Raw genomic sequence first — 24147 nt, 5'->3', positions numbered from 1 at the left:
GATGTGGGGGTCGTCAGTCGGGGTAATCAGGAAGCACGCGCGGGCAGCGCGCGCAGCACCGCGCGCACGGGGCTCGCGTCGAGCGTCGCGAACTTCAGCGGCAGTGCGATCAGTTCATAGTCACCGGGCGGCACGTCGTCGAGCACGATGCCTTCCAGGATCGCCATCCGGTGCGCGCGCACGCGGTGATGCGCATCCATCGTCTTCGATTCCTGCGGGTCGAGCGACGGCGTGTCGATGCCGATCAGCTTCACACCATGCGCGGCGAGCAGGTCGACGGTCTCGGGCGCGACCGCGCAGAAGTGGCTGTCCCACTCATCGACGCTGGCGCGCGCACAGGTGCGCAGCAGCACGCGCGGCGGTACGCCGTCGAGCGCGGCCGCGACATCGGCCGGCTGCACGACCGGCGATGCGCCGATGCAATGGATCACGCGGCACGGGCCGAGGTAGGTGTCGAGCGGCACGGCGCCGATCGGCGCGCCGTCGGCGTCGTAGTGCAGCGGCGCGTCGCAGTGCGCGCCCGTGTGCGGCGACAGCGTCAGGCGCGCGACGTTGACCGGCGAGCCGGCCTCCATCCGCCACACGCGTTCGACGGAAACCGGCGTATCGCCCGGCCACACGGGGGTGGCGGGGCTGACGGGCGGCGAGATGTCCCAGAGGGTGTCCATGGCATGACGATTCGGTGAGTCGATCCTTCGAATGATAGGTGGACGCTCGCAGAAAGTGCTTGCGAAATAAACATGGACAATCCGCCGGATTGGCAGATAATTCGACTCAGAGGGAAAACGGGGACCAAAAATGCACGCGATCACGCTCGATGCCACCGACTGCCGGATTCTGGCGGTACTGCAGGAAGAGGGCAGAATCAGCAATCTCGACCTGGCGGAACGGATTTCGCTTTCGCCGTCCGCCTGTCTGCGCCGCATGCGCCTGCTCGAGGAGCAGGGCGTGATCGAGCACTATCGAGCGTGCCTGAGCCGCGAGAAGCTCGGCTTCGAGCTCGAGGCGTTCGTTCAGGTGTCGATGCGCAACGAAGAGAATCAATGGCACGAGCGCTTCGCGGAAGCGCTGCGCGAATGGCCGGAGGTGGTCGGCGCGTTCGTCGTGACGGGCGAGAGCCACTACCTGCTGCGCGTGCTCGCGCACAACCTCAAGCACTATTCGGATTTCGTGCTGAACCGGCTCTACAAGGCGCCGGGCGTGATGGACATCCGTTCCAACATCGTGCTGCAGACGCTGAAGGATGAAGCCGGCGCGCCGGTCGGGCTGGCGCGCACGGGGGCGATCAAAGCGGTGTAAGGCCGTGGAAGCCGCCGCCGTGGAACACGAGCGGCGGTGCCGTGTCCGATTCCATGCGCACGCCGCAGCGCTCCACTTCGCCGACGAAGATCACGTGGTCGCCTTCATCGTAGCGGCTGCGGTTGTGGCATTCGAACCACGCGAGTGCGCCGTCGAGCACGGGCATCCCCGAGTTGCCGGCCGCATGCGCGATCCCTTCGAAGCGGTCACCCTTGTAGGTCGAGAAGCGCTTGCACAGGTCGAGCTGCGAGGCCGCGAGCACGTTCACCACGTAATGGCTGTTGCCGCGAAACACGGGCGTCGACGCCGATTTGTGCGCGAGGCTCCACAGCACGAGCGGCGGATCGAGCGAGACCGAGTTGAACGAGCTGGCGGTGATGCCGATCAGCTGGCCGGACGGCGCGCGCGTCGTGATCACCGTCACGCCTGTGGCGAACTGGCCGAGGGCTTGCCGGAAGGCGGCCGAGTCGAAATCCGGGGGATTGGCGTGGCTCATCGCGCGGCCATCCGGAACGAGACGGGCGGGCGCGGCGCGACGCGGGTGGGGCGGGCACGGCGGACGAAAGGCGACAAGGCGGTCGAGGGGGAAGGGGTGCGCATGGCCCGATTTTAGCGGAATCGGGGCCGCCGGGCCCGGCCGGACGGCGCATTGCGGGGGCAGGGTGACGTAGCGAACACTGCGGCGCGCGGCCGGATGCGCGATGGCACGCTGCCGGCACGGCCGTTCCGTCGCGTTTTTTGTGCGGGGCCGCCGCTCCGCCCGGCACCTCTGCTCGACATCGGCCGCAGGTCCCCCCGCACTATCGCGTCGCCGCCAGCCCCAGCGACAACGCGCCCGTTACGATCAGGCTCGACGCCCACACCGCGTCGAGATTGAACCAGCTTCGCGATACGAACTTCAGCCCGAGATAGCGGTACACGAGCCACGCGAGCCCGCCGCCGGCGCCGATCATCGCGATGGCATGCACGGCCGCGACGACGAGCGCCATTCCGAGATGCGCATCGACGAGCGTGGCCGCCGCGCGATGGCCGGCGTCCTGGTCGAGCCCGCACAGCCCGAGGTAGATCGGTACCAGCATCAGCCCCGCGCCATGCGCGATCGCGACCGCGAACGACCACAGGCCGAGCCGGGCAGGCGGAATCCGCGCAAGCGCCCGCGGATGCCGGCGCCGGATCAGCAGCACGGCGCCGAAGCCGATCACGAGCGCGCTCGCGCCGATCCGGATCGCCGTCTGCCACGCAAGCAGCGCGGCGAGCAGCCCGAACGGCAGCATCACCGCGAACACGGCGAGCGCATGGCCGAGCGCGAGATAGCCGAGCGCCGCGACGAGCGCGCCGCCGCGGCGCGTCATCAGCGCGTTCGACACCGCGAGCGGCCAGCCCATCGCGGGGTTGAGCCCGTGATACACCCCGCTCGCGAGCACGGCCGCCCACAGCGCGAACGGGGCGTGAAAGCCGGCGTTCAACGCTTGACCGACGGATAGCAGAACGAGTCGGTCGAGCAGTCGCCGCCTTCGAGCCGGATCTGGTGCGCGCGATAGCCGTCGGGGAACTCGACCCAGTAATCGTCGGCGAGCGTCAGCCCGCCTTCCGGCCCCACGTGCGCGAGCACCTGCGCGCCCGGCACGCCGTCCGGATAAAACTGGTCGTCCCACGTCGAATAGAGCGAGTTGGTCCAGTACACGCGCTTCCCGTCGCGGCTGATCTCGACCATCTGCGGGCCGCCCGCGAACGTGCGGCCGTTCGAGTGCGGCGCGCGGCGTGCGATGCCACCGATGCGGACCGACCCCGCGAGCACCGGGTTGTGCGGGTCCGACACGTCGTACTGGCGCATCTCGCCGGTGCCCCAGCAGGACACGTAGAGGAACCGGTCGTCGAGCGACAGGTCGATGTCGGTCACGAGCGGCGGCACCGCGCCGAATCCCTTGAGCAGCGGCGGCAGTTCGTCGGCCGCGGCCGGCTCGGCCGGGATCGTCGCGGTTTTCTTCACATGGAACTTGCCGCCTTCGCGCCACCAGGTCCAGATCGAGCCTTCGAGATTCGTCGTGTCGACCACGACGCCGACGAACCCGTATTCGCGCGCCGGGTCGTGCGCGGGCCGCACCTCGAGCGCCATCTGGTGCTGCGCGCCGAGATCGATCGTCTGCACGTTGCGACGCGCGCGCAGGTCCCAGAAATGCAGCCGGTGCCCGTATTTGTTCGCGAGCAGGTCCTCCGGCACGATTCCGTTCTCGAATTGCGGCGGCAGCGCCCATTCGCTCGACACCATGTAGTCGCGCGGCAGGTTCCACCAGAAGTCGTAATGCTTGTCCTGCGGGCCGCGATCGATCTCCCAGCGGCCGAGGACGTCGAAGGTTTCGCAATCCATGATGAAGATGCCGGGCGCGCCGTCGGTGCCGTCCTTGCCTGCGCCGCCGAGCGTGCTCACGTAGATGCCCTCGGGCCCGCAGTGCACGGTGTGCGGCCGCGAATAGCCGGTCTTCGAGAAGATCTCGTCGGGCTCGATGATCTTGTGGATGCGCGCCTGCGTCGGATGCGGCTTCGTGTCGATCACGTAGATGCGCGACGAGCGCAGGCCGGGGATGATCAGGAAGCGGCGTTCGAGGAATGCATGGCCGGTCAGCGGCGACAGCGACGACGAACACGCATTCCAGCCGAAGTGGTGAAACTCGTCGCCGGTGTTCGGCATCGTCACCGTGTGCACGATTTTTCCGTAGGTCGACGAGCCAGGCTTGACGTCGATCACGGCGAGCGCGTCGGGTCTGGAAAAATCGGGGCTCAGCAACAACGTATAGGCAAACTCCTCCGCCGGTGCCTGCATCGCAAGCTCGGGTGAAGCGTGAAACGTCGGGTCAGGCCGCATGCTCATGGTGATGCCCTCTCGATGGTGTCGGATCGGGGTCGCACGGCCGTTCGTTGCGGGCGTGCGAGTCGGGGTTGCCGCACGGCGCGCATCACGCCGGCGGGAGCGATCGGCAGGCGGACGCACGCGTCGATGAGCGTGCGACGCCGTGCATCAGATCGTGAAAGCGGAAAGAAGCGGTGTGCCGGATCGCCGCGCGCGGAGCGAGACGGATGCATGGCAAGGAGGTGATGCAATCGAAGCCGCGGCCCGCGACGCGGCGACGGCCGGACGCGTGACGCGGGCGAGGTCTGTTAAGGCATGCATAGCGAAGTTCCGGCAGATGATGTTTGCATCAGGGTCGGGCATGCATCGGGCACATTGCGCGAGCCAGCGGGTTTGCCGCCGCGCTCGCGCGTGCCTAAGTGTAGTCGAGAAAACGGGCGGCCGGTCGCGCGCGACACCCGTGCAATCTGTCAGGTTCGCGCGCGAGTGAGATACTTGCCGACGTGCCGTTGCGACCCGCACGCGGGTGGGCAGCGGCGAGACGGAACGGTGGCGCCGGCGCATGCGTGCCGGCTGCCGACATCAACGAGGGACTGATTTCATGGTGAACGAGATGCTTGAAACCGCGACATTGGGAGGCGGGTGTTTCTGGTGCACGGAGGCGGTGTTTCTCGACGTCGACGGCGTGACGGCCGTCCAGTCGGGCTATGCGGGCGGCCATACGCGCAATCCCGGCTATCGCGACATCTGCGAAGGCGATACGGGCCACGCGGAAGTCGTCAACGTGACGTTCGATCCGGCGCGCATCGGCTATCGTGAGATCCTCGAGATCTTCTTTGCAACGCACGATCCGACCCAGCTGAACCGGCAGGGCAACGACGTCGGTACGCAGTACCGTTCGGTCGTGTTCACGCATTCGGACGCGCAGCGCGACACGGCGCTCGACGTGATCCGCGAGCTGGAGCGCGAGCAGGTGTTCGGGCAGCCGATCGTCACGCAGGTCGTGCCGCTCGACGACAACTACTGGCCGGCCGAGGATTATCACCAGAACTATTACGCGCGCAACCCGGGGCAGGGCTACTGCTCGGTCGTGATCGGGCCGAAGCTCGCGAAATTCCGGAAGAAGTTCTCGCACCGTCTGAAGTCGCTGCGCGGCGCGTAAGCGTCGTGACCGCGGCCGGCGCAAGCCGGTATCTAGCCGGTATCAAGCGGGTATCAAGCCGCCTCGTTGCGCCACTGCGCGCACGCGGCGGCGATCTCGCGCGCAAGCGCGATGCACGACAGCGGCGCGGAGCCTTCCGCCTTGTTGTTGATCGTGATGATCACCGGCTGCCCGGCCAGCGCATAGCGCGCGGCCAGTTCGGCAAGCGCCGAGCGCGTGGCCGGATCCTCGTCGACGAGCTTGTCGAACGGCTCGTACTTCGCTTTCGCCTGTTCATACTTGAAGCCGCCGTGCAGGCTCCAGCGCACGATCAGCGGGCCCGGCGCGTCGCCGTCGAGCAGCGCGAGCGCGGCCGCCTGGCGCAGCGGGTCGGGCATCCGCGCGTGCAGGCCGACGCAGTAGCGCACGCCGAGCGCGGCGAGCGCGCGGATGAAGCGCGGCGTGAGCAGGCTCGCGTCGCGAATCTCGATCGCATAGCGGGTGCCGTCGGCTTCCGCCGGCAGCGGCGGCAACGCCGCAAAGAACGCGGCCAGCCGGTCGATCAGTTCGGCCGGCCGGGCAAGCAGCGTGTCGGGCAACGGCGAGAACTGGAACACGAGCACCCCGGCTTTCCGGCCGAGCCCTTCGACGCAGGGCTGCACGAATTCGCGGGTGGCGAGATCCGCGTCGAGGAAGGTCGGGTTCGGTCCCGACGGTTCGCCGCGCCGGCCGCGGATCACCGCATCGGTCACGGAAGCCGGCGCCTTCACGACGAAGCGGAAATCGTCGGGCACCTGCTGCGCATAGCGCAGGTAGTCGGCCACCGATAGCGGGCCATAGAACGACCGGTCGAGGCTCACGCTCTTCAGCAGCGGATGCGCGCCATACGCTTCGAGCCCTTCGCGCGAGAGTTTCGTCTGAGCGAAATCGCCGTCGTAGACGATGCCGTCCCAGCCGGGGAAGTACCACGACGACGTGCCGAGCCGGACGTTCGGCGGCAGGCCGGCCGCCGCATCGGCCACATCCGGTGTGATCGGCGCGGGCAGCACGCCGCGCCGGCGCCGGCCCTTCTTCGGCGGCTCGACTGGCAGGGACGGCTCGTCCCACAGCAGGCCGGAAGCGGCGGGCGGTGTTTCGTCTGAAGAACGGGGGTGGGTGCGGGTGCGCGGTGCCGGCTGCGCGTCGTCAGGCGCGCCCGGGTTCACATGTTCGTCGGCGTCGGCAGGCGGGCCATCGTTCTCGGGCGACGCGCGTGCAGCATCTGCCGGCACGCCGAACAGGTCGAATTGCCCGTCGGCGTGCGGCGCGTTCGCGTCGTCGTGCTGCTGTCGTTCCGGCGGCGCCTTGCGCCGCGTCCTGCCGTCACCCATGCATGCCCAGCGTGAAGCGCCGCCTAGCGCGGCAGCGTGTGTTCGTACATATAGCGCCGCGACCACGGCAGCGTCTTCGCGCTCTGCCCGGCCTTGCGGCACACGATCTGGAAGATCGACACGTCGTCGTGCTCGAACGCATATGCGCAGCCGGCGAGATACACGCGCCAGATGCGGAATTTTTCGTCGTCGACGAGTTGTCGCGCGGCGTCGGCCTTCGCCTCGAAGTTTTCCGTCCAGATATCGAGCGTGCGCGCATAGTGCCGGCGCAGGCTTTCGACGTCAATCGCTTCGAGCCCGCCGCGCTGCGCGGCTTCCAGCGCGAGGCTGATGTGCGGCAGCTCGCCGTCCGGGAACACGTAGCGATCGATGAACTCGCCGCCGCCGAGCGCCGTCTCGCCGCTTTCCGCGTCGGTCGACGTGATCCCGTGGTTCATCGCGATGCCGTCGTCGGCGAGCAGGTCATGGATCCGCGAGAAATAGAGCGGCAGGTTCTTGCGCCCGACGTGCTCGAACATCCCGACGCTCGTGATGCGATCGAATTGCCCGTCGATCTCGCGGTAGTCCTGCAGCCGGATCTCGATTTTGTCTTCCAGCCCGGCGGCCTTCACGCGCGCGGTCGCGAGGTCGAACTGGTTCTGCGACAGCGTGACGCCGAGGCACTGCGCGCCGAACTTCTGCGCGGCGCGCAGCACGAGCGCACCCCAGCCGCAGCCGATGTCGAGCAGCCGCTGGCCGGGCTGAAGCCGGATCTTGGTGAGGATATGGTCGATCTTCTTGATCTGCGCGGTGGCGAGATCCTCGTCGCCGTTCTCGAAGTACGCGCACGAGTACACCATGTTCTCGTCGAGCCACAGCTGGTAGAACTCGTTCGAGACGTCGTAGTGATACTGGATCGCCTTCTTGTCGGTGCTCTTCGAGTGATTGAAGTAGCGCTTCACGCGCGCCAGCTTGCTCGCGCTCGTCACCGTGCTGCGCGCGAGCGAGTAGCCGATGTTGATGATGTCCGACAGCTTGCCTTCGATGTCGATCTTGCCCTTCACGTACGCCTCGCCGAGATTGTCGAGGCTCGGTTCGAGCAGGAGCGGCAACGCCGACGCGCTGTTGACCTTCAGCGTGACCTGCGGCGCGCTGAAGGTGCCGAAATCGAGTTGATCGCCGTTCCACAGCACGAGGCGCGCCGGTATGTTCGCTTTCGCCCGTACTTCGTCCGCCCACTGTGCCAGCTTCTTTTCCCAGAACATTTGGATTCTCCGTTTGTTCGTTGAATCGAATACAGCCAAGTATCTTGACCGGCCCCGCCGCTTGCGAGGCGGGCGCCCGAATGCAACACGAGACACGACCGGCGTGCGCCGGCGCAGCGCTTACGGCGACAGGCGCGAAATCGACCAGCCCGTCGACGTGCCGGCGTCGCGCGTGTAGAGCAGGCGGTCGTGCAGCCGCGACGGGCGGCCCTGCCAGAACTCGATCGAGTCGGGCACGAGACGGTAGCCGCCCCAGTGCGGCGGGCGCGGCGGGTTGTCGCCGTAGCGTTCGCTGACGGCCTTTTCCTGCGCTTCGAGCGTCGCGCGGCTGTCGATCGCCGCACTCTGTTGCGACGCCCATGCGCCGATGCGCGAGCCGAGCGGGCGCGACGCGAAATAGCGGTCACTTTCTTCTGCGCTGGTTTTCTCGATCCGGCCTTCGATGCGCACCTGGCGCTCGAGCTCGATCCAGTAGAACAGCAGCGCGGCCTCTGGGTGCGCGGCGAGATCGCGCCCCTTGCGGCTTTCGTAATTGGTGAAGAAGACGAACCCGCGTTCGTCGACGCCCTTGATGAGCACGATGCGTGCCGACGGCCGGCCGTCGGCGCCGACGGTCGCGAGCGTCATCGTGTTCGGCTCGGGCAGCTTGGCGGCGAGCGCCTCCTTGAACCAGCGGTCGAACTGGACGAAGGGGTCGTGGGCGACGTCGGCCTCGTCGAGCGAAGCACGTGAGTAATTGATGCGGAGATCGGCGAGAGTCGTCATGTTATGCAAACGCTTCAATCTGGAACCATTGTAGCCAACGCGCAAGAAACGTGCGTGCACAGTGGCGCGTGCGAGCGGGGAGTTCAGGCAAAATAGAGGGCTGCACGACTTACGTTTTCCTTGCTGCCATGTCCGTCGCCGACGCTGCCCCGCCCAGTTCCTCTGATCTTACCCCGACCCCGGAAATCCAGCTTGACGTGGATCGCGCGCGGCGTTTCGGCGGTGTTGCGCGCCTGTACGGCGCGCCGGCCGCCGCCGCGTTCGAGCGCGCGCACGTCGCGGTGATCGGGATCGGCGGCGTCGGCTCGTGGGTGGCCGAGGCGCTCGCGCGCAACGCGGTCGGCACGCTGACGCTGATCGATCTCGACAACGTCGCCGAAAGCAATACGAACCGGCAGATCCACGCGCTCGACGGCAATTACGGCAAGCCGAAGGTCGACGCGATGGCCGAGCGGATCGCGCTGATCGATCCCGCGTGCCGCGTGAACCGGATCGAGGATTTCGTCGAGCCCGACAACTTCGACGCGCTGCTCGGCGGCGGCTTCGACTACGTGATCGATGCGATCGACAGCGTGCGCACGAAGGTCGCGCTGATCGCATGGTGCGTCGCGAAGCGCCAGCCGCTCGTCGTGGTCGGCGGCGCGGGCGGCCAGCTCGACCCGACGCGCATCCGGATCGACGATCTCGCGCTGACGATCCAGGATCCGCTGCTGTCGAAGGTGCGCGCGCAGTTGCGCAAGCAGCACGGCTTTCCGCGCGGGCCGAAGGCACGTTTCAAGGTCAGCGCCGTGTATTCGGACGAGCCGCTGATCTATCCGGAAGCGGCCGCCTGCGACCTCGAGGACGGCGCCGAGCCGTCCGCGGCCGCGCACGTCGCGGGGCTCAACTGTGCAGGGTTCGGTTCGAGCGTGTGCGTGACCGCGAGCTTCGGCTTCGCGGCCGCCGCGCATGCGCTGCGCGCGATCGCGGCGCAGGCCGCCGGCTGAGCCGCTGCGAATCGCGGTCGTCGAGGCATGGCGGCGCGTGACGCGCGCCGTCGGCCGTCATGCGGGGCGATCCCGCAGCCGGGCCGTTGCGGCCCGGCCGGTCATCCCTCCGTTCAGTTGAGCGCCATGCTCAGCCTGCGCCGCCACCCGGCGACGAGGTCCGGGCGATCGCCGGCCAGCTCGAACACCGAGATCAGCGTGCGGCGGCCGAGATCGTCGCCGTACGCGCGGTCGCGCGTGACGATTTCCAGCAACTGCTCCACCGCGCCTTCGTACGCGCGCCGCGCGATCAGGCTCTGCGCGAGGTCGAAGCGCGCGTCGAGGTCGGCCGGGTTCGCCGCGATGCGCGCTTCGAGCGCGTCGGTCGGCGGCAGGTCGGCCGTCGCGTCGAGCGCGTCGAAACGGGTCTTGATCGCCTGGTAGCGCGGATCGCCGTTCTGCACGGTCTGCGGCGACAGGCGTTCGGTCTCGGCGCGTGCGGCGTCGACCTGGTTGTTCGCGAGCAGCAGTTCGATCAGATCGAGGCGGGCGTCGTCGAAGCCCGGGTTCAGCGCGAGCGCCGCCTCGAGGTGCGTGAGCGCGTCGTCGTAGCGCGCCTCGGCCATCGCATACTGCGCGGCACGCCGTTCGGCTTCCTCGGGCGCCGGCAGCAGCCGGTCGAGGAAGGCGCGCAGCTGGCCTTCGGGCAGCACGCCGACGAACTGGTCGACCGGGCGCCCGTCGGCGAACGCGATCACGTGCGGGATGCTGCGCGTCTGGAAGTGCGCGGCGAGTTCCTGGTTCTCGTCGACGTTGACCTTCACGAGCTTCCAGCGGCCTTCATAGTCGCCTTCGAGCTTTTCCAGCAGCGGGCCGAGCGTCTTGCAGGGGCCGCACCACGGCGCCCAGAAGTCGACCAGCACGGGTGCGTCCAGCGACGCCTCGATGACGTCTTTCTCGAATGTGGCAAGCGTGGTGTCCATGTCGTTCTCTTCCGTTCGAATGTCGTCAGGATGGGGGCGGCGCGCCCCTTTTTCAACGCGGCTTCGACTCGGGCAGCGGAATCCACTCCGTCTCGCCCGGCACCTTGCCCATTTCCTGGCGCGTCCAGGCTTCTTTCGCGCGCTCGATCGCTTCGCGGCTGCTGGCGACGAAATTCCATTCGATGAAGCGCTCGCCGTCGATCTTGTCGCCGCCGAGCAGCATCGCACGCGCGCCGCTGCCGCTCGTCAGCGTGACCGCGGCGCCGGGCGCGAGCACGGCCATCTGCTCGGCCGGCACCGGCGTGCCGTCGATCGCGAGCTCGCCGTCGACCACGTAGACCGCGCGCTCCTCGTGCGACGCGTCGAGTGCGAGACGGCCGCCGGCCGCGAATTCGGCCGCGACGTACAGCGTGCGCGAGAACGTCGTGACCGGCGAGCGCAACCCGAACGCATCGCCGGCGATCACCGTCAGCGCGACGCCGTCCTCATTGCGCTTCGGCAGCGTGTCGGCCGCATGGTGCTCGAACGACGGCTCGGTCGTCTCGTGCGCGCGCGGCAGCGCGACCCAGGTCTGGATCCCGTGCACGGTGTGGCCGTGTTCGCGCTGCGCGTCGGGCGTGCGTTCGGAGTGGACGATCCCGCGGCCGGCCGTCATCCAGTTCACGTCGCCCGGCACGATCTCCTGCAGCGAGCCGAGGCTGTCGCGGTGCAGGATCGCGCCGTCGAACAGGTAGGTGACGGTGGCGAGGCCGATATGCGGGTGCGGGCGTACGTCGAGGCCCGTGCCGGGCGGCAGCGCGGCGGGCCCCATGTGATCGAAGAAGATGAACGGGCCGACGAGGCGGGCGGCGAGTGCGGGCAGCGTGCGGCGCACCTGCAGGTTGCCGATGTCGCGCACGTGCGGCTTCAGCAGGGCTTTGATCGGAGCGGTCATGGCGGATCCTGTGGGGCGGCGGGGGATGCCGGTCATTGTACTGGCCGTCCGCCGCCGATTCCATGCGCGCCGCGCGGGTATCGGGCCGGGGGCTGAAACCCGGTAGACTGACCGGCTTCCCAGAGGAAAACACCGGGCCGCGCCGGGCTTTCCGCCTCGAAGGCAGTCTTCTCGGGGCGCCCGGCGCAAAGCAACAGGGCCTGAGCGCACCGTGCACGACCATTCGACAATCGAGGAGACGCCGATGATGGCCCCGAAGGACTTGCTGCTTGCGCTGGTCGTGATCCTGGCGTGGGGCGTGAACTTCGTCGTGATCAAGGTCGGCCTGCACGGCATGCCGCCGATGCTGCTCGGCGCGCTGCGCTTCACGCTCGCGGCCGTGCCCGCGGTGTTCTTCGTGCGCCGGCCGCAGATTCCATGGCGTCTGCTGGTGCTGTACGGCGCGACGATCCAGCTCGGCCAGTTCGTGTTCCTGTTCACCGGCATGTACGTCGGCATGCCGGCCGGCCTCGCGTCGCTCGTGCTGCAGTCGCAGGCATTCTTCACGCTCGTGTTCGCGATGCTGTTCCTCGGCGAGCGGCTGCGCGTGCAGAACCTGCTCGGGCTCGCGATCGCCGCGGGCGGGCTCGTCGTGATCGCGGCGCAGGGCGGCCGCGCGATGACGCTCGCGGGCTTCCTGCTGACGATCTGCTCGGCCGCGATGTGGGCGTTCGGCAACATCGTCACGAAGAAGGTCGGCCGTGCGAACCTCGTGTCGCTCGTCGTGTGGGCCAGCCTCGTGCCGCCCGTGCCGTTCTTCCTGCTGTCGCTGTGGTTCGAAGGGCCGCAGCGGATCGCGACCGCGCTCGCCGGGCTGAACGGTGCGTCGATCTTCGCGGTCGTCTATCTCGCGTTCGTCGCGACGCTGCTCGGCTACGGGCTGTGGAGCCGCCTGCTGTCGCGCTATCCGGCCGCGCAGGTCGCGCAGTTCTCGCTGCTGGTGCCGATCGTCGGTCTCGCGTCGTCGGCGCTGCTGCTCGACGAGCATCTGACGCGCACGCAGCTGATCGGCACCGCGCTCGTGATGGGCGGGCTCGCGGTGAACGTGTTCGGCGGGAAACTGATGCGCCGCTTCGCGGCGTCGTGACGCGCCGGCACGCGCTGCGTGCCGGCGGCGGGGCGGGGTGGCCGGGTACGGGCGTCAGGCCATCCGGCTCTTCGCGAGCGGCGGATTCGCGGCGAAATAACGCTTGATGCCGCGGAAGATCGCGTCGGCCATCTGGTCGCGATAGCCGTCGTCGTTCAGCCGGCTCTCTTCTTCCGGGTTGCTGATGAAGGCCGTTTCAACGAGGATCGACGGAATGTCGGGCGCCTTCAGCACCGCGAACCCGGCCTGCTCGACCGAGCCCTTGTGCAGCTTGTTGATGCCGCCGACTTCCTTCAGCACGTAGTTGCCGTAGCGCAGCGAATCGCGGATCTGCGCGGTCGTCGACATGTCGAACAGCGCGCGGTTCACGGCCGCGTCCGCCGTCTTGATGTTGATGCCGCCGATCAGGTCGGACGAGTTCTCCTTGTTCGCCATCCAGCGCGCCGCGGCGCTCGTCGCGCCGTGGTCGGACAGCGCGAACACCGACGAGCCGCGCGCGGACGGCGTCGTGAATGCATCCGCGTGGATCGACACGAACAGGTCGGCGCCCACACGGCGCGCTTTCTGCACGCGCACGTTCAGCGGCACGAAGAAGTCGGCGTCGCGCGTCATCATCGCGCGCATGTTCGGCGCGCCGTCGATCTTCGCGCGCAGCTTCTTCGCGATGTCGAGCGCGATGTGCTTCTCGTACGTGCCGCCGCCGCCGATCGCGCCCGGATCCTCGCCGCCATGGCCCGGATCGATCGCCACCGTCAGCAGGCGAACGGTGCTGCCCTTGCCGGATTTCGGCGCGGTGAACTTGTAGGTGTCGCCATCGTCGTCGCTGTCGTCGCGGCGTGCGATGACGGGTGGCGGCTTGACGGCCGGCTTCGCGGGCGTCGAAGGCGTGGCGGGTGGCGTGTGCGGCGTGGCCGGCGTGTTCTGCGCGAAGCGCTGGAAGAACGCGTCGCTGTTGTCACCCGCGGCGGGCGGCGGGGTACCCGGGCCGGCCAGCGTGGACGGCGGCTGCATCTGCTGCGCGCGCGCGTTGTCGTTGAGCGCCTGTTCCTTGCGTTCCGTCTGCGCGATCAGGTCGGACAGCGGATCGGGCGCGACGGCCGGATACAGGTCGAACACGAGCCGGTACTTGTAGGTGCCGACCGGCGGCAGCGTGAACACCTGCGGCTTCACCGAACCTTTCAGGTCGAACACCATCCGCACGACGTGCGGCTGATACTGGCCGACGCGCACCGACTGGATCTGCGGATCGTTCGGCGCGATCTTCGACACGAGGTCGCGCAGCGCCTGGTCGAGGTCGAGGCCGGTCAGGTCAACGACGAGACGGTCGGGACCCTGCAGCAGCTGTTGGCTATTCTGCAGCGGCTGGTCGGATTCGATCGTGACGCGCGTGTAATCGCGAGCGGGCCACACACGCACGCCGAGCACCGACGACGCGCGCGCGAGCCGCGGGGCGACGAGACCGAGCACCAGCGTCGACGCGCCCGCGCACAGGATCTGGCGGCGCCGCCAGTTGTGCGTCGCGGTGGCCGCCGATTCGATCGAGCGGAACGGTTTGATCAACATCTTTCGAGACATGCCTTTCCTGAAGCGCTGTACGCCCGGACGGTGAGGGCGCGGCCGTCGCCGTCCACGTCGAGCGAGAAAACCAGATCGGGTACGCCGAGCAGCGTGCCTGCCTGTTGTGGCCATTCGACGAGGCAGATCGCGCTGGAATTGAAATATTCGCGAAAGCCTGCGTCGGACCATTCGGCCGGATCGTTGAAACGATACAGATCGAAGTGATAGACCTCGAGTTCCCCATCGTCGCGTTCGAGCGCGTACGGCTCGACGAGCGTATAGGTCGGGCTGCGCACGCGCCCCGTGTGGCCGAGGCCACGCAGGATCGCGCGGACGAGGGACGTCTTGCCCGCGCCGAGATCGCCGACCAGCTGGATCTGCAGCCCGTCGAACGCATGCGCGCGGGCAAGCTCGGTGCGCGCCGCGTCGAGCGCGTGCGCGAAGCGGGTGCCGAAGGCCTCGGTCGCCGCTTCGTCGGCGAGCGCGATCACGCGCTCCGCGAGCGGGGCGGGCAGCATGGCGTCGTGAGGCGGATGGCTGGGCGTGGCTGGCATTCTCGTAAAATAGTGCGATGAACCGATTACCGGAACTCGCCGCATCCGACAGACCTTCGACTCGTGCCGAAGGTGCGGCACCGTGCGCGCTCGACGATGCGGCGTTGACTGCGCTCGCCGCGCGCATCAGGGCGTGGGGGCGCGAATTGGGTTTCGGGGCGATCGGCATCAGCGATACCGATCTCTCGGATGCCGAAGCAGGCCTCGCCGCCTGGCTGGAAGCCGGATACCACGGCGAAATGGATTATATGGCGAAACATGGGATGAAACGCGCGCGTCCGGCCGAACTTGTGGCCGGTACGCGACGCGTGATCTCCGCCCGGCTCGCCTATCTGCCGGCCGAAACGCTCGCCGCCGACGCGGCTGAAAGCGAGCCGGGCGCGCTCGCACTGCACGACTGGCGTGCGCGCGAACGGGCGCGGCTCGACGATCCGCAGGCGGCCGTCGTGTCGATCTACGCACGCGGGCGCGACTATCACAAGGTGCTGCGCAACCGCCTGCAGACGCTCGCCGAGCGCATCGAGCAGGAGATCGGCGCGTTCGGCTACCGCGTGTTCACCGATTCGGCGCCCGTGCTCGAGGTCGAGCTCGCGCAGAAGGCCGGCGTCGGCTGGCGCGGCAAGCACACGCTGCTGCTGCAGCGCGATGCGGGCTCGCTGTTTTTCCTCGGCGAGATCTACGTCGACGTTCCGCTGCCGACCGATGCGCACACGTCCCCCGACACCGCGCCCGAGACGCCCGGCGCACACTGCGGCAGTTGCACGCGCTGCATCGATGCCTGCCCGACCGGCGCGATCGTCGAGCCGTACCGCGTCGACGCGCGCCGCTGCATCTCGTATCTGACGATCGAACTGAAAGGCAGCATCCCCGAGCCGCTGCGGCCGATGATCGGCAATCGCGTGTACGGCTGCGACGACTGCCAGCTCGTGTGCCCGTGGAACAAGTTCGCGCAGGCCGCGCCCGTCGCCGATTTCGACGTGCGGCACGGCCTCGATCGCGCGACGCTCGTCGAGCTGTTTGCATGGGACGCGGACGCGTTCGATACGCAGATGCAGGGCAGTGCGATCCGGCGCATCGGCTACGAAAGCTGGCTGCGCAATCTCGCGGTCGGGCTCGGCAATGCGCTGCGCGCGGACGCGGGCCGGCTCACGCCGCAGGCGCGCGACGCGATCGTCGCCGCGTTGCGCGCGCGGGCCGACGACCCGTCGCCGGTCGTGCGCGAGCATGTCGAATGGGCGCTGCGTGCCGCGTGAAGGCGGCGTAAAGTGTCGTCGGCGCGCGGTGGTGTCGCGCGCATCCATCGGTCAGGAGAGGGCCATGTTCAATGCAGTCATCGACGCGCCGTTCGGCAAGGTCGGCATCCGCACGGATGCCGCGGTGGTGCGCGAGATCGTCTATCTGCCCGAATCGGTGAAGTCGGTCGATCCGGATTCGCCGCTCGCACAGCGTGCGGTCAAGCAGATCGAACGTTATTTCGAGCGCGCGTCGGCGCGCTTCGACCTGCCGCTCGCCGAAGTCGGCAGCGCGTTCCAGCACCGCGTGTGGGACGTGATCAGCGATATTCCGCCCGGCACGGTGCTGACCTACGGCCAGGTCGCGAAGCGGATCGGCAGCGCGCCGCGCGCGGTGGGCCAGGCATGCGGCGCGAACTACTTCCCGCTCGTGATTCCGTGTCATCGCGTCGTCGCGGCGGGCGGACTCGGCGGCTTCGCGAACCACGACGACAACGGTTATTACCAGAAAGTGAAGCGCTGGCTGCTGGCGCACGAAGGCGTGCCGTACTGATGAGTGAATCGCTGATGTCCCCCGAAGTCGACGGCGATGCCGTCGAGGCGTCCCCCGCGCTGCTCGCGAGCCGCGCGTCGATCGACGTGTTTTGCGATGCGCTGTGGCTCGAGCACGGGCTGGCGCGCAACACGCTCGATGCGTACCGGCGCGATCTGGTGCTGTTTTCACAATGGCTGGCCGAGACGCACGACGCGTCGCTCGATTCCGCCGACGAAGCGATGGTGACGGGTTACATCGCCGCGCGCAGCGACGGCAAGGCGACGTCGTCGAACCGGCGGCTGTCCGTGTTCCGGCGCTATTACGGCTGGGCCGTGCGCGAGCATCGCGCGAGCGCCGACCCGACGCTGCGGATCACGTCCGCGAAGCAGGCGGCCCGGTTTCCGTCGACGTTGTCGGAGGCGCAGGTCGAGGCGCTGCTCGGTGCGCCCGACATCGGCACGCCGCTCGGCCTGCGCGATCGTACGATGCTCGAGCTGATGTATGCGAGCGGGCTGCGCGTGAGCGAGCTCGTGACGCTGAAGACCGTCGAGGTCGGGCTCAACGAGGGCGTCGTGCGCGTGATGGGCAAGGGCTCGAAGGAGCGGCTCGTGCCGTTCGGCGAAGTCGCGCAAGGGTGGATCGAGCGCTACCTGCGCGAGGCGCGGCCGGCGCTGCTCGGTGCGCGCGCGGCCGACGCGCTGTTCGTGACCGCGCGCGGCGACGGGATGACGCGCCAGCAGTTCTGGAACATCATCAAGCGCCACGCACAGCACGCGGACGTACGCGCGCACCTGTCGCCGCATACGCTGCGGCACGCGTTCGCGACGCACCTGCTGAACCATGGCGCCGACCTGCGCGTCGTGCAACTGCTGCTCGGCCACAGCGATATCTCGACCACGCAGATCTATACGCACGTTGCACGCGAGCGCTTGAAGACGCTGCATGCGCAACACCACCCGCGCGGTTAGCGCATCCGGTGCGGAGCAGGCAGTGTCACGCGCCGCGGCCGGTTCAAGTCAGACCAGCTCGCGCAACTTGTGCTTCAGGACCTTGCCCGTCGATGCGGCCGGCAGCGCGTCGAGTACGCGGATGTGTGCGGGGCGTTTGTAAGGCGCGAGCCGCTCCGCACACCAGGCGTGCAACGCCGCTTCGTCGGCCGTCGCGCCGGGCACTAGTTCGACGAACGCGAGCACTTCCTCGTTGCCTTCGACCGCGCGGCCGATGACGGCCGCCTGCACGACGTCCGGATGCGCGTTCAGCACCTGCTCGACTTCGACCGGATAGACGTTGAAGCCCGACCGGATGATCAGTTCCTTGCTGCGGCCCGCGATCGTTACCGCACCGTCCGCCTCCTGCCGCGCGAGATCGCCGGTGCTCAGCCAGCCGTCCGGCGACACGGCCGCGTGCGTGGCGTCCGCGTTGCGGTAGTAGCCGAGCATCACGTTCGGCCCGCGCACGCGGATCTCGCCGACTTCGCCCGGCGGCACGTCGGTGCCGTCCGGCGCGACGATCCGCATCTCCACGCCGGGAATCGGCACGCCGACCGAGCTGTCGGTGCGCGGTGCGTCGAGCGGCGTCTGCGTGATCGTCGGGCTGCTTTCGGTCATCCCGTAGCCGTTGTGCAGCGGCACGCCGTACAGGCGCTCGACGCGCGCCTTCAGGTTCGCGTCGAGCGGCGAGCCGCCCGAATACGCGAAGCGCAGGCGCGGCGCGCACCACGCATGGCCGTGCGTGTGCAGGTGTTCGAGCAGCTTCGCGTGCATCGCGGGCACGCCCTGGAAGATCGTGACGCCTTCGTCGGCGAGCGCGACGCGCACGGCTTCCGGCGAGAAGCGCGGCGCGAGCCGCAGCGTCGCGCCCGCGTACAGGCTGCCGAGGCAGACCGACGCGAGCCCGTACACGTGCGATACGGGCAGCACCGTGTAGACGACGTCGTCGGGCGACACGCGGCGCAGCGTGCTCGACGTCGCCGCGATGAACAGCAGGTTGCGATGCGACAGCATCACGCCCTTCGGCGTGCCGGTCGTGCCGGTCGTGTAGATCAGCGCCGCGCATTGCGCGGCACCGTCGGCGGCGACCGGTTCGCCCGGCGCGCTCGCGTCGACGTGGTACGACCATGCACCGACGTCGACCGGTAGCGTGCCGGCGGGTGTCGCACCGTGCCGTTCGGCATGCGTGCGCGCGTCGGGCGAGGCGTCGGTGGTGAACGCGATCAGCTTCGGCCGCGCGTGCGCGGCGATCGCGTCGAGCTCGCTGGCGGACAAGCGCGCGTTCGACACGAGCGCCCACGCGTCGAGGCGGGCGGCCGCGAACAGCAGCACGATCTGCGCGACGCAGTTTTCGGCGACGATCATCACGCGGTCGCCGCCTTGCACGCCGAGGTCGGCGAGCAGCGCGGCGGCGGCATCGACGGCCCGCGACAGGTCGCCGTACGACAGGCGGCGCGCGTCCTCGATCAGCGCCGGATGCGCGGGCGCCAGCGCGGCCCAGCGTGCGGGCACGTCGGCGATGCGGCGCGGCAGCGCGGCGAGCAGTGCGTCGACGTCGAGCGGCTCGGATGAACGGAGGGACGAGGACATGGCGTCTCCAGAAAAGGGGCGGGCGGCGGCCGACGAGGTTGGCGAACGATCGTGCCATGACGGCGCGCGCGCCACAATCGGCCATTCGGGCAATAGCGCTTCGCGATGTCCGCAATGATGATGGACGGAATCGTTGCGGCGACGCAGCAGGCCGCCCGGCGAAAAACGGGCCGCGAGTATACCGTCGGTGCGGGCGCGCGGGCGTGATCGCGCGCGCGCCGGTCGTTCACCCTTAAAATGCCGCCATGAGCAAATCCAGGCATGTGTCCGAAACCCCCGCGACCCAGTTGCTGCGCCGCCACGGCGTTGCGTTCGGCGAGCATCCGTACGACTACGTCGAGCACGGCGGCACCGGCGAATCGGCGCGCCAGCTCGGCGTCGACGAGCACAGCGTCGTGAAGACGCTCGTGATGGAAGACGAGCACGCGAAGCCGCTGATCGTGCTGATGCACGGCGACCGCACGGTGTCGACGAAGAACCTCGCGCGGCAGATCGGCGCGAAGCGCGTCGAGCCGTGCAAGCCCGAGGTCGCGAACCGCCATTCGGGCTATCTCGTCGGCGGCACGTCGCCGTTCGGCACGCGCAAGGCGATGCCCGTCTACGTCGAGGCGACCATCCTCGAGCTGCCGACGATTTACCTGAACGGCGGGCGTCGCGGCTACCTCGTCAGCCTCGCGCCGGCCGTGCTTACGTCACTGCTCGGCGCGCAGCCCGTGCAGTGCGCCAGTGTCGACTGAGGGTTTCACCTTCGTGGCAGGCGGCGCGCGTTCGGTAGAATGGGCGCCGTTTCGGCGTGCCGCGCGCAGCCGTCCCTTTACCGATACGTTGAAAGAAGAGTCCTCCGCATGCAGATCCTGCTCGCCGCCCTCGTTGCCTACCTGATCGGTTCGGTGTCATTCGCCGTCGTCGTCAGTGGCGCGATGGGCCTGGCCGACCCGCGTTCGTACGGGTCGAAGAATCCCGGCGCGACCAACGTGCTGCGCAGCGGCAACAAGAAGGCCGCGATCCTGACGCTCGTCGGCGATGCATTCAAGGGCTGGATTGCCGTCTGGCTCGCCCGGCGCTTCGGCCTGCCGGACGTCGCGGTCGCATGGGTCGCGATCGCCGTGTTCCTCGGCCACCTCTATCCGGTGTTCTTCCGCTTCCAGGGCGGCAAGGGCGTCGCGACCGCGGCCGGCGTGCTGCTCGCGGTGCACCCGGTGCTCGGGCTCGCGACCGCGCTGACCTGGCTGATCGTCGCGTTCTTCTTCCGCTATTCGTCGCTCGCGGCGCTGGTGGCGGCCGTGTTCGCGCCGGTGTTCGACGTGTTCCTGTTCGGCACGAGCCACAACCCGGTCGCATGGGCCGTGCTCGCGATGAGCGTGCTGCTCGTGTGGCGTCACCGCGGCAACATTGCGAAGCTGCTCGCGGGGCAGGAGAGCCGGATCGGCGAGAAGAAGAAGGCGGCCGCGGATGGCGGCGCGCAGGACGGCGGGAAGGCCTGAGGAAGCGCGGCGCCTGGCCGCAGCCGGGCGCGCCGCGTGTGCGGGGCCCGGCGGGGTGACGTGACGGATCGCCCGGCGATCAGTCGCGGAAGTTGTTGAAGTCGAGCGGCGTGTCGGTCACGTCCTTGCGCAGCATCGCGATCACGCTCTGCAGGTCGTCGCGCTTGGTGCCGTTCACGCGCACGGCGTCGCCCTGGATGCTCGCCTGCACCTTGATCTTGCTGTCCTTCACGAGGCGCACGATCTTCTTCGCGAGATCGCCGGTCACGCCTTTCTTCACGGTGACGATCTGCTTGACCTTGTCGCCGCCGATCTTCTCGACCTTGCCGTAGTCGAGGAAGCGCACGTCGACGTTGCGCTTGGCCAGCTTGCCGATCAGCACGTCCTTGACCTGGCCGAGCTTGAAATCGTCATCGGCGAACAGCGTCAGCTCGCGTTCCTTCTGCTCGACGCGCGCGTCGGAGCCCTTGAAGTCGAAGCGCGTCGAAATCTCCTTGTTCGACTGCTCGATGGCGTTCTTCACTTCGATCATGTTCGCTTCGGAAACGACGTCGAACGATGGCATGGCATTCCTCCCTTGAGATGCGGGCACCCGGCTCGCGCGCGGGCACTCGCTATAATTGCGGACTGTTTGCCATTTTACCGATGCCCCTCCGTTTGCCCAAGGCCGGCCATGCGCCGCCCGGGCGGACGTGACCGCGAATGCCGATGCCTTCTGACGATTCCGCCCTGTCGCTGCTTCCCGACTATCCGCTCGCCGCGCACAACACGTTCGGCATCGCCGCGACCGCGCGCTTTGCCGCGCGCATCACGCATGCGTCGCAGTTCGAGGCGCTCCATCGCGACCCGCACGTCGCGAACCTGCCGCAACTCGTGCTCGGCGGCGGCAGCAACGTCGTGTTCACGCGCGACTTCGACGGCGTCGTGCTGCTCGACGAGATCGCGGGCCGCCGCGTCGTACGCGAGGACGACGACGCGTGGTACGTCGAGGCCGGCGGCGGCGAGAACTGGCACGCATTCGTCGCGTGGACGCTCGAGCACGGGATGGCGGGCCTCGAGAACCTTGCGCTGATTCCGGGCACGGTCGGCGCCGCGCCGATCCAGAACATCGGCGCATATGGCCTCGAGATGAAGGCGTATTTCGACTCGCTGGTCGCGGTCGAGCTGGCGACGGGGCGCAGCGAGCGTTTCGACGCCGCGCGCTGCGCGTTCGGCTATCGCGACAGCTTCTTCAAGCGGGAAGGGCGCGGCCGGTTCGCGATCGTGTCGGTGACGTTCCGGTTGCCGAAGCAGTGGGCGCCGCGGCTCGGCTACGCGGACGTCACGCGCGAACTCGACGCCCGAGGCATTGCACCCGATGCGGCCACGGCGCGCGACGTGTTCGACGCGGTCGTCGCGATCCGCCGCGCGAAGCTGCCCGATCCGCTCGTCCTCGGCAACGCGGGCAGTTTCTTCAAGAATCCGGTGATCGATGCCGCGCAGTTCGATGCGCTGCGCGCCCGCGCGCCGGAAGTCGTGTCGTATCCGCAGCCGGACGGGCAGGTCAAGCTCGCGGCCGGCTGGCTGATCGACCGCTGCGGCTGGAAGGGGCGCGCGCTGGGCGCGGCGGCCGTGCACGACCGACAGGCGCTCGTGCTCGTCAATCGCGGCGGCGCGACGGGGGCCGACGTGCTCGCGCTGGCGCAGGCGATCCAGGCCGACGTGCGCGCCCGTTTCGGCGTCGAACTCGAGCCCGAACCGGTCTGCCTGTAACGCGGGTTCAGCACCGCTTTTCCCGCGCCCAAACAAAAAGCGCCGATCGTCGATCGGCGCTTTTTTCATGAGCTGGCGGGTTGCCGGCGCGTCAGTGCTTGAGGCGGCCGAGCAGCAGGAATTCCATCAGCGCCTTCTGCACGTGCAGGCGGTTTTCCGCTTCGTCCCACACGACGCTCTGCGGGCCGTCGATCACGCCGGCCGTCACTTCCTCGCCGCGGTGCGCGGGCAGGCAGTGCATGAAGAGGGCGTCCGGGTTCGCGTGCCCCATCATTTCCTCGTCGACGCACCAGTCGGCGAACGCCTGCTTGCGGGCCTCGTTCTCGGCCTCGAAGCCCATGCTCGTCCACACGTCGGTAGTGACGAGGTCGGCGCCCTTGCATGCTTCGTTCGGATCGTCGAACACCTCGTAGAACGGCGCGCTGTCGGGCGACACGAGCTTCATGTCGAGCGCGTAGCCGGGCGGCGTGGACAGGCGCAGCTTGAAGCCGAGGATCTGCGCGGCTTCGATCCACGTGTAGAGCATGTTGTTCGCATCGCCGACCCACGCGACGGTCTTGCCGGCGATCGGGCCGCGGTGCTCGTAATACGTGAAGATGTCGGCGAGCACCTGGCACGGGTGGTACTCGTTCGTCAGGCCGTTGATCACCGGCACGCGGGAATTGTCCGCGAAGCGCTTGATGACGTCCTGCTCGAACGTGCGGATCATGATGATGTCGACCATTCGCGAGATGACCTGCGCGGAATCCTCGACGGGTTCGCCGCGGCCGAGCTGCGTGTCGCGCGTGCTCATGAAGACGGCGTGGCCTCCGAGCTGGAAGATCCCGGCTTCGAACGACAGGCGCGTGCGAGTCGAGCTCTTCTCGAAGATCATCGCGAGCGTGCGGTCGTGCAGCGGGTGATAGGTCTCGTAGTTCTTGAACTTGCGCTTCAGGATACCCGTGCGTTCGAGCACGTACTCGTAGTCTTCCAGCGAGAAATCCTTGAACTGCAGGTAGTGACGAATGGTTTTGGTGGTCATGAAGCGAAATACGGCGGGTTGCACCCGGCAGCAAGGCCGGACGGCGCCGCCGTCGGGTGTGGATAACTCAAAGCAGCATAAAGGATTTTCTGTGCTTTGACGAGCCGCGGAGAGAAGCGGGGCACGATCGCCGCGCGCGGCAAGCGACGTAGGAGAAGGGGTGGCGGGACGGCGCGCGATGGCGCGCTGCGGTATAATTCAAAAGTTTTCTCCAGCCCGGCAGGCAAGCCTCTTCGCGCTCTGCCGGACACAAGCCGTGCGCTGCACAAATCCGGTGCAGTCCGCCGGTGGCGCGCACCGACGTCCCGTTTTCGGGATATCGGAATGCTTGTGCCGCCGTCCGTTTCAGCTTTGTGTTCGCGTATCCAGGCGCCGTTGCCTGGACATCGCCGGGCCGTCACTTGGGTAACCACATGGCTGAAACCCCTCCGACCGAATTCTTCATCCAGGGCATCACGAAAGACGGGAAAAAGTTTCGCCCGAGCGACTGGTCGGAACGTCTGGCCGGTGTGATGGCCTGCTTCGGGCCGGGGGCGAGCGGGCGGAACGCGCGTCTCCAGTATTCGCTCTACGTGCGTCCGACGATGCTCGGCGACCTGAAATGCGTGATCCTCGATTCCCGGCTGCGCGACGTCGAGCCGATGGCGTTCGATTTCGTGCTGAATTTCGCGAAGGACAACAACCTCGTCGTGACCGAGGCGTGCGAACTGCCGGACTACGACGCGAAGAAGTGATGCCGGCGCGGGCTAGGGCGCTTG

The 24147-nt window shown here is 68.2% G+C and carries 25 protein-coding genes; 11 read left to right on the top strand and 14 right to left on the bottom strand.

Annotated elements, in window-relative coordinates; genetic code table 11:
- Nucleotides 1-26: 26 nt before the first annotated feature.
- The gene (gene kynB, locus CFB45_RS14585; protein WP_089426192.1) at nt 27-668 is read right to left on the bottom strand and encodes an arylformamidase; all 642 of its coding nucleotides are present in this window, start codon (nt 666-668) and stop codon (nt 27-29) included.
- Nucleotides 669-798: 130 nt separating this feature from the next.
- Between kynB and CFB45_RS14580 the strand changes: the two genes are divergently transcribed.
- On the top strand, nt 799-1299 hold the full coding sequence (locus CFB45_RS14580) for an Lrp/AsnC family transcriptional regulator (protein WP_006477992.1): 501 nt from the start codon (nt 799-801) through the stop codon (nt 1297-1299).
- Here the strand turns inward: CFB45_RS14580 and CFB45_RS14575 are convergent.
- From CFB45_RS14575 to CFB45_RS14565, 3 genes are all read right to left on the bottom strand, one after another.
- On the bottom strand, nt 1286-1795 hold the full coding sequence (locus CFB45_RS14575; RefSeq protein WP_089426191.1) for a flavin reductase family protein: 510 nt from the start codon (nt 1793-1795) through the stop codon (nt 1286-1288). The genes CFB45_RS14580 and CFB45_RS14575 overlap by 14 nt on opposite strands.
- Nucleotides 1796-2099: 304 nt before the next feature.
- Nucleotides 2100-2765: a hypothetical protein gene (locus CFB45_RS14570; RefSeq protein ID WP_089426190.1), complete on the bottom strand. Its 666-nt coding sequence runs from the start codon at nt 2763-2765 to the stop codon at nt 2100-2102.
- A complete protein-coding gene (locus CFB45_RS14565) occupies nt 2762-4168 on the bottom strand; it encodes a selenium-binding protein SBP56-related protein (RefSeq protein ID WP_089426189.1) in 1407 nt (468 codons plus the stop codon). Before CFB45_RS14565 ends, CFB45_RS14570 begins: the two co-directional genes overlap by 4 nt.
- A gap of 580 nt (nt 4169-4748) precedes the next feature.
- On the opposite strand from CFB45_RS14565, the gene msrA reads away from it, so the two are divergent.
- Nucleotides 4749-5309 (top strand): peptide-methionine (S)-S-oxide reductase MsrA, encoded by a 561-nt coding sequence (gene msrA / locus CFB45_RS14555; RefSeq protein ID WP_089426188.1) that lies wholly within the window; start codon nt 4749-4751, stop codon nt 5307-5309.
- Nucleotides 5310-5362: 53 nt separating this feature from the next.
- Here msrA and CFB45_RS14550 read toward each other — a convergent pair whose 3' ends face one another.
- From CFB45_RS14550 to pdxH, 3 genes are all read right to left on the bottom strand, one after another.
- On the bottom strand, nt 5363-6658 hold the full coding sequence (locus CFB45_RS14550) for a DUF72 domain-containing protein (RefSeq protein ID WP_089426187.1): 1296 nt from the start codon (nt 6656-6658) through the stop codon (nt 5363-5365).
- 23 nt (nt 6659-6681) lie between these two features.
- On the bottom strand, nt 6682-7902 hold the full coding sequence (locus tag CFB45_RS14545) for an SAM-dependent methyltransferase (protein ID WP_089426186.1): 1221 nt from the start codon (nt 7900-7902) through the stop codon (nt 6682-6684).
- Between the two features lie 120 nt (nt 7903-8022).
- Nucleotides 8023-8667 carry a pyridoxamine 5'-phosphate oxidase gene (gene pdxH / locus CFB45_RS14540; protein ID WP_089426185.1) on the bottom strand — a complete coding sequence of 215 codons (645 nt, stop codon included), beginning with the start codon at nt 8665-8667 and terminating at the stop codon, nt 8023-8025.
- 128 nt (nt 8668-8795) lie between these two features.
- On the opposite strand from pdxH, the gene CFB45_RS14535 reads away from it, so the two are divergent.
- Nucleotides 8796-9653, top strand: a complete 858-nt coding sequence (locus tag CFB45_RS14535; protein WP_039368313.1) for a tRNA threonylcarbamoyladenosine dehydratase — start codon at nt 8796-8798, stop codon at nt 9651-9653.
- A gap of 113 nt (nt 9654-9766) precedes the next feature.
- On the opposite strand, the gene trxA is transcribed toward CFB45_RS14535, so the two are convergent.
- Both trxA and CFB45_RS14525 read right to left on the bottom strand, forming a co-directional pair.
- Nucleotides 9767-10615, bottom strand: coding sequence for a thioredoxin (trxA, locus tag CFB45_RS14530; RefSeq protein ID WP_069248701.1), 849 nt, complete (start codon nt 10613-10615; stop codon nt 9767-9769).
- Nucleotides 10616-10667: 52 nt separating this feature from the next.
- The gene (locus CFB45_RS14525) at nt 10668-11549 is read right to left on the bottom strand and encodes a pirin family protein (protein WP_089426184.1); all 882 of its coding nucleotides are present in this window, start codon (nt 11547-11549) and stop codon (nt 10668-10670) included.
- Between the two features lie 247 nt (nt 11550-11796).
- On the opposite strand from CFB45_RS14525, the gene CFB45_RS14520 reads away from it, so the two are divergent.
- Nucleotides 11797-12675: an EamA family transporter gene (locus tag CFB45_RS14520; RefSeq protein WP_179254846.1), complete on the top strand. Its 879-nt coding sequence runs from the start codon at nt 11797-11799 to the stop codon at nt 12673-12675.
- Between the two features lie 54 nt (nt 12676-12729).
- On the opposite strand, the gene CFB45_RS14515 is transcribed toward CFB45_RS14520, so the two are convergent.
- Nucleotides 12730-14250: an N-acetylmuramoyl-L-alanine amidase gene (locus tag CFB45_RS14515; protein WP_089426182.1), complete on the bottom strand. Its 1521-nt coding sequence runs from the start codon at nt 14248-14250 to the stop codon at nt 12730-12732.
- Nucleotides 14232-14786, bottom strand: coding sequence for a tRNA (adenosine(37)-N6)-threonylcarbamoyltransferase complex ATPase subunit type 1 TsaE (gene tsaE, locus CFB45_RS14510; protein ID WP_089426181.1), 555 nt, complete (start codon nt 14784-14786; stop codon nt 14232-14234). The genes CFB45_RS14515 and tsaE overlap by 19 nt, the downstream gene beginning before the upstream one ends.
- A gap of 17 nt (nt 14787-14803) precedes the next feature.
- Here tsaE and queG point away from each other — a divergent pair, with 17 nt between their 5' ends.
- The 3 genes from queG (at nt 14804) to xerD (ending at nt 17521) form a co-directional block, all read left to right on the top strand.
- Nucleotides 14804-16039 (top strand): tRNA epoxyqueuosine(34) reductase QueG, encoded by a 1236-nt coding sequence (gene queG, locus CFB45_RS14505; RefSeq protein ID WP_089426180.1) that lies wholly within the window; start codon nt 14804-14806, stop codon nt 16037-16039.
- 64 nt (nt 16040-16103) lie between these two features.
- Nucleotides 16104-16571 carry a methylated-DNA--[protein]-cysteine S-methyltransferase gene (locus CFB45_RS14500; protein WP_089426179.1) on the top strand — a complete coding sequence of 156 codons (468 nt, stop codon included), beginning with the start codon at nt 16104-16106 and terminating at the stop codon, nt 16569-16571.
- Nucleotides 16571-17521, top strand: a complete 951-nt coding sequence (xerD, locus tag CFB45_RS14495; RefSeq protein ID WP_089426178.1) for a site-specific tyrosine recombinase XerD — start codon at nt 16571-16573, stop codon at nt 17519-17521. The genes CFB45_RS14500 and xerD overlap by 1 nt, the downstream gene beginning before the upstream one ends.
- Nucleotides 17522-17569: 48 nt before the next feature.
- Here the strand turns inward: xerD and CFB45_RS14490 are convergent, their stop codons facing one another.
- Nucleotides 17570-19132 (bottom strand): class I adenylate-forming enzyme family protein, encoded by a 1563-nt coding sequence (locus CFB45_RS14490; RefSeq protein WP_089426177.1) that lies wholly within the window; start codon nt 19130-19132, stop codon nt 17570-17572.
- Between the two features lie 245 nt (nt 19133-19377).
- Between CFB45_RS14490 and ybaK the strand changes: the two genes are divergently transcribed.
- Together ybaK and plsY are read left to right on the top strand one after the other, a co-directional pair.
- Nucleotides 19378-19869, top strand: coding sequence for a Cys-tRNA(Pro) deacylase (ybaK, locus tag CFB45_RS14485; protein WP_011353000.1), 492 nt, complete (start codon nt 19378-19380; stop codon nt 19867-19869).
- A gap of 108 nt (nt 19870-19977) precedes the next feature.
- The gene (gene plsY / locus CFB45_RS14480) at nt 19978-20616 is read left to right on the top strand and encodes a glycerol-3-phosphate 1-O-acyltransferase PlsY (RefSeq protein ID WP_089426176.1); all 639 of its coding nucleotides are present in this window, start codon (nt 19978-19980) and stop codon (nt 20614-20616) included.
- Between the two features lie 79 nt (nt 20617-20695).
- On the opposite strand, the gene CFB45_RS14475 is transcribed toward plsY, so the two are convergent.
- A complete protein-coding gene (locus tag CFB45_RS14475; RefSeq protein ID WP_039368282.1) occupies nt 20696-21181 on the bottom strand; it encodes a YajQ family cyclic di-GMP-binding protein in 486 nt (161 codons plus the stop codon).
- Nucleotides 21182-21318: 137 nt separating this feature from the next.
- Here CFB45_RS14475 and murB point away from each other — a divergent pair, with 137 nt between their 5' ends.
- Nucleotides 21319-22368, top strand: coding sequence for a UDP-N-acetylmuramate dehydrogenase (gene murB, locus CFB45_RS14470; RefSeq protein ID WP_089426175.1), 1050 nt, complete (start codon nt 21319-21321; stop codon nt 22366-22368).
- A 91-nt stretch (nt 22369-22459) separates the two neighbouring features.
- Here the strand turns inward: murB and argF are convergent, their stop codons facing one another.
- Entirely contained in the window at nt 22460-23389 is a 930-nt protein-coding gene (gene argF / locus CFB45_RS14465) for an ornithine carbamoyltransferase (RefSeq protein WP_089426174.1), read from the bottom strand.
- 413 nt (nt 23390-23802) lie between these two features.
- Between argF and CFB45_RS14455 the strand changes: the two genes are divergently transcribed.
- Complete coding sequence (locus tag CFB45_RS14455) at nt 23803-24123, top strand: DUF3579 domain-containing protein (protein WP_089426173.1); 321 nt, start codon at nt 23803-23805, stop codon at nt 24121-24123.
- Nucleotides 24124-24147: the final 24 nt, after the last annotated feature.

Source organism: Burkholderia sp. HI2500, from assembly GCF_002223055.1.
Lineage (GTDB): Bacteria > Pseudomonadota > Gammaproteobacteria > Burkholderiales > Burkholderiaceae > Burkholderia.
Note: the sequence above shows the minus strand (reverse complement) of the source record. Positions and strands in the feature narration are given on the sequence as shown.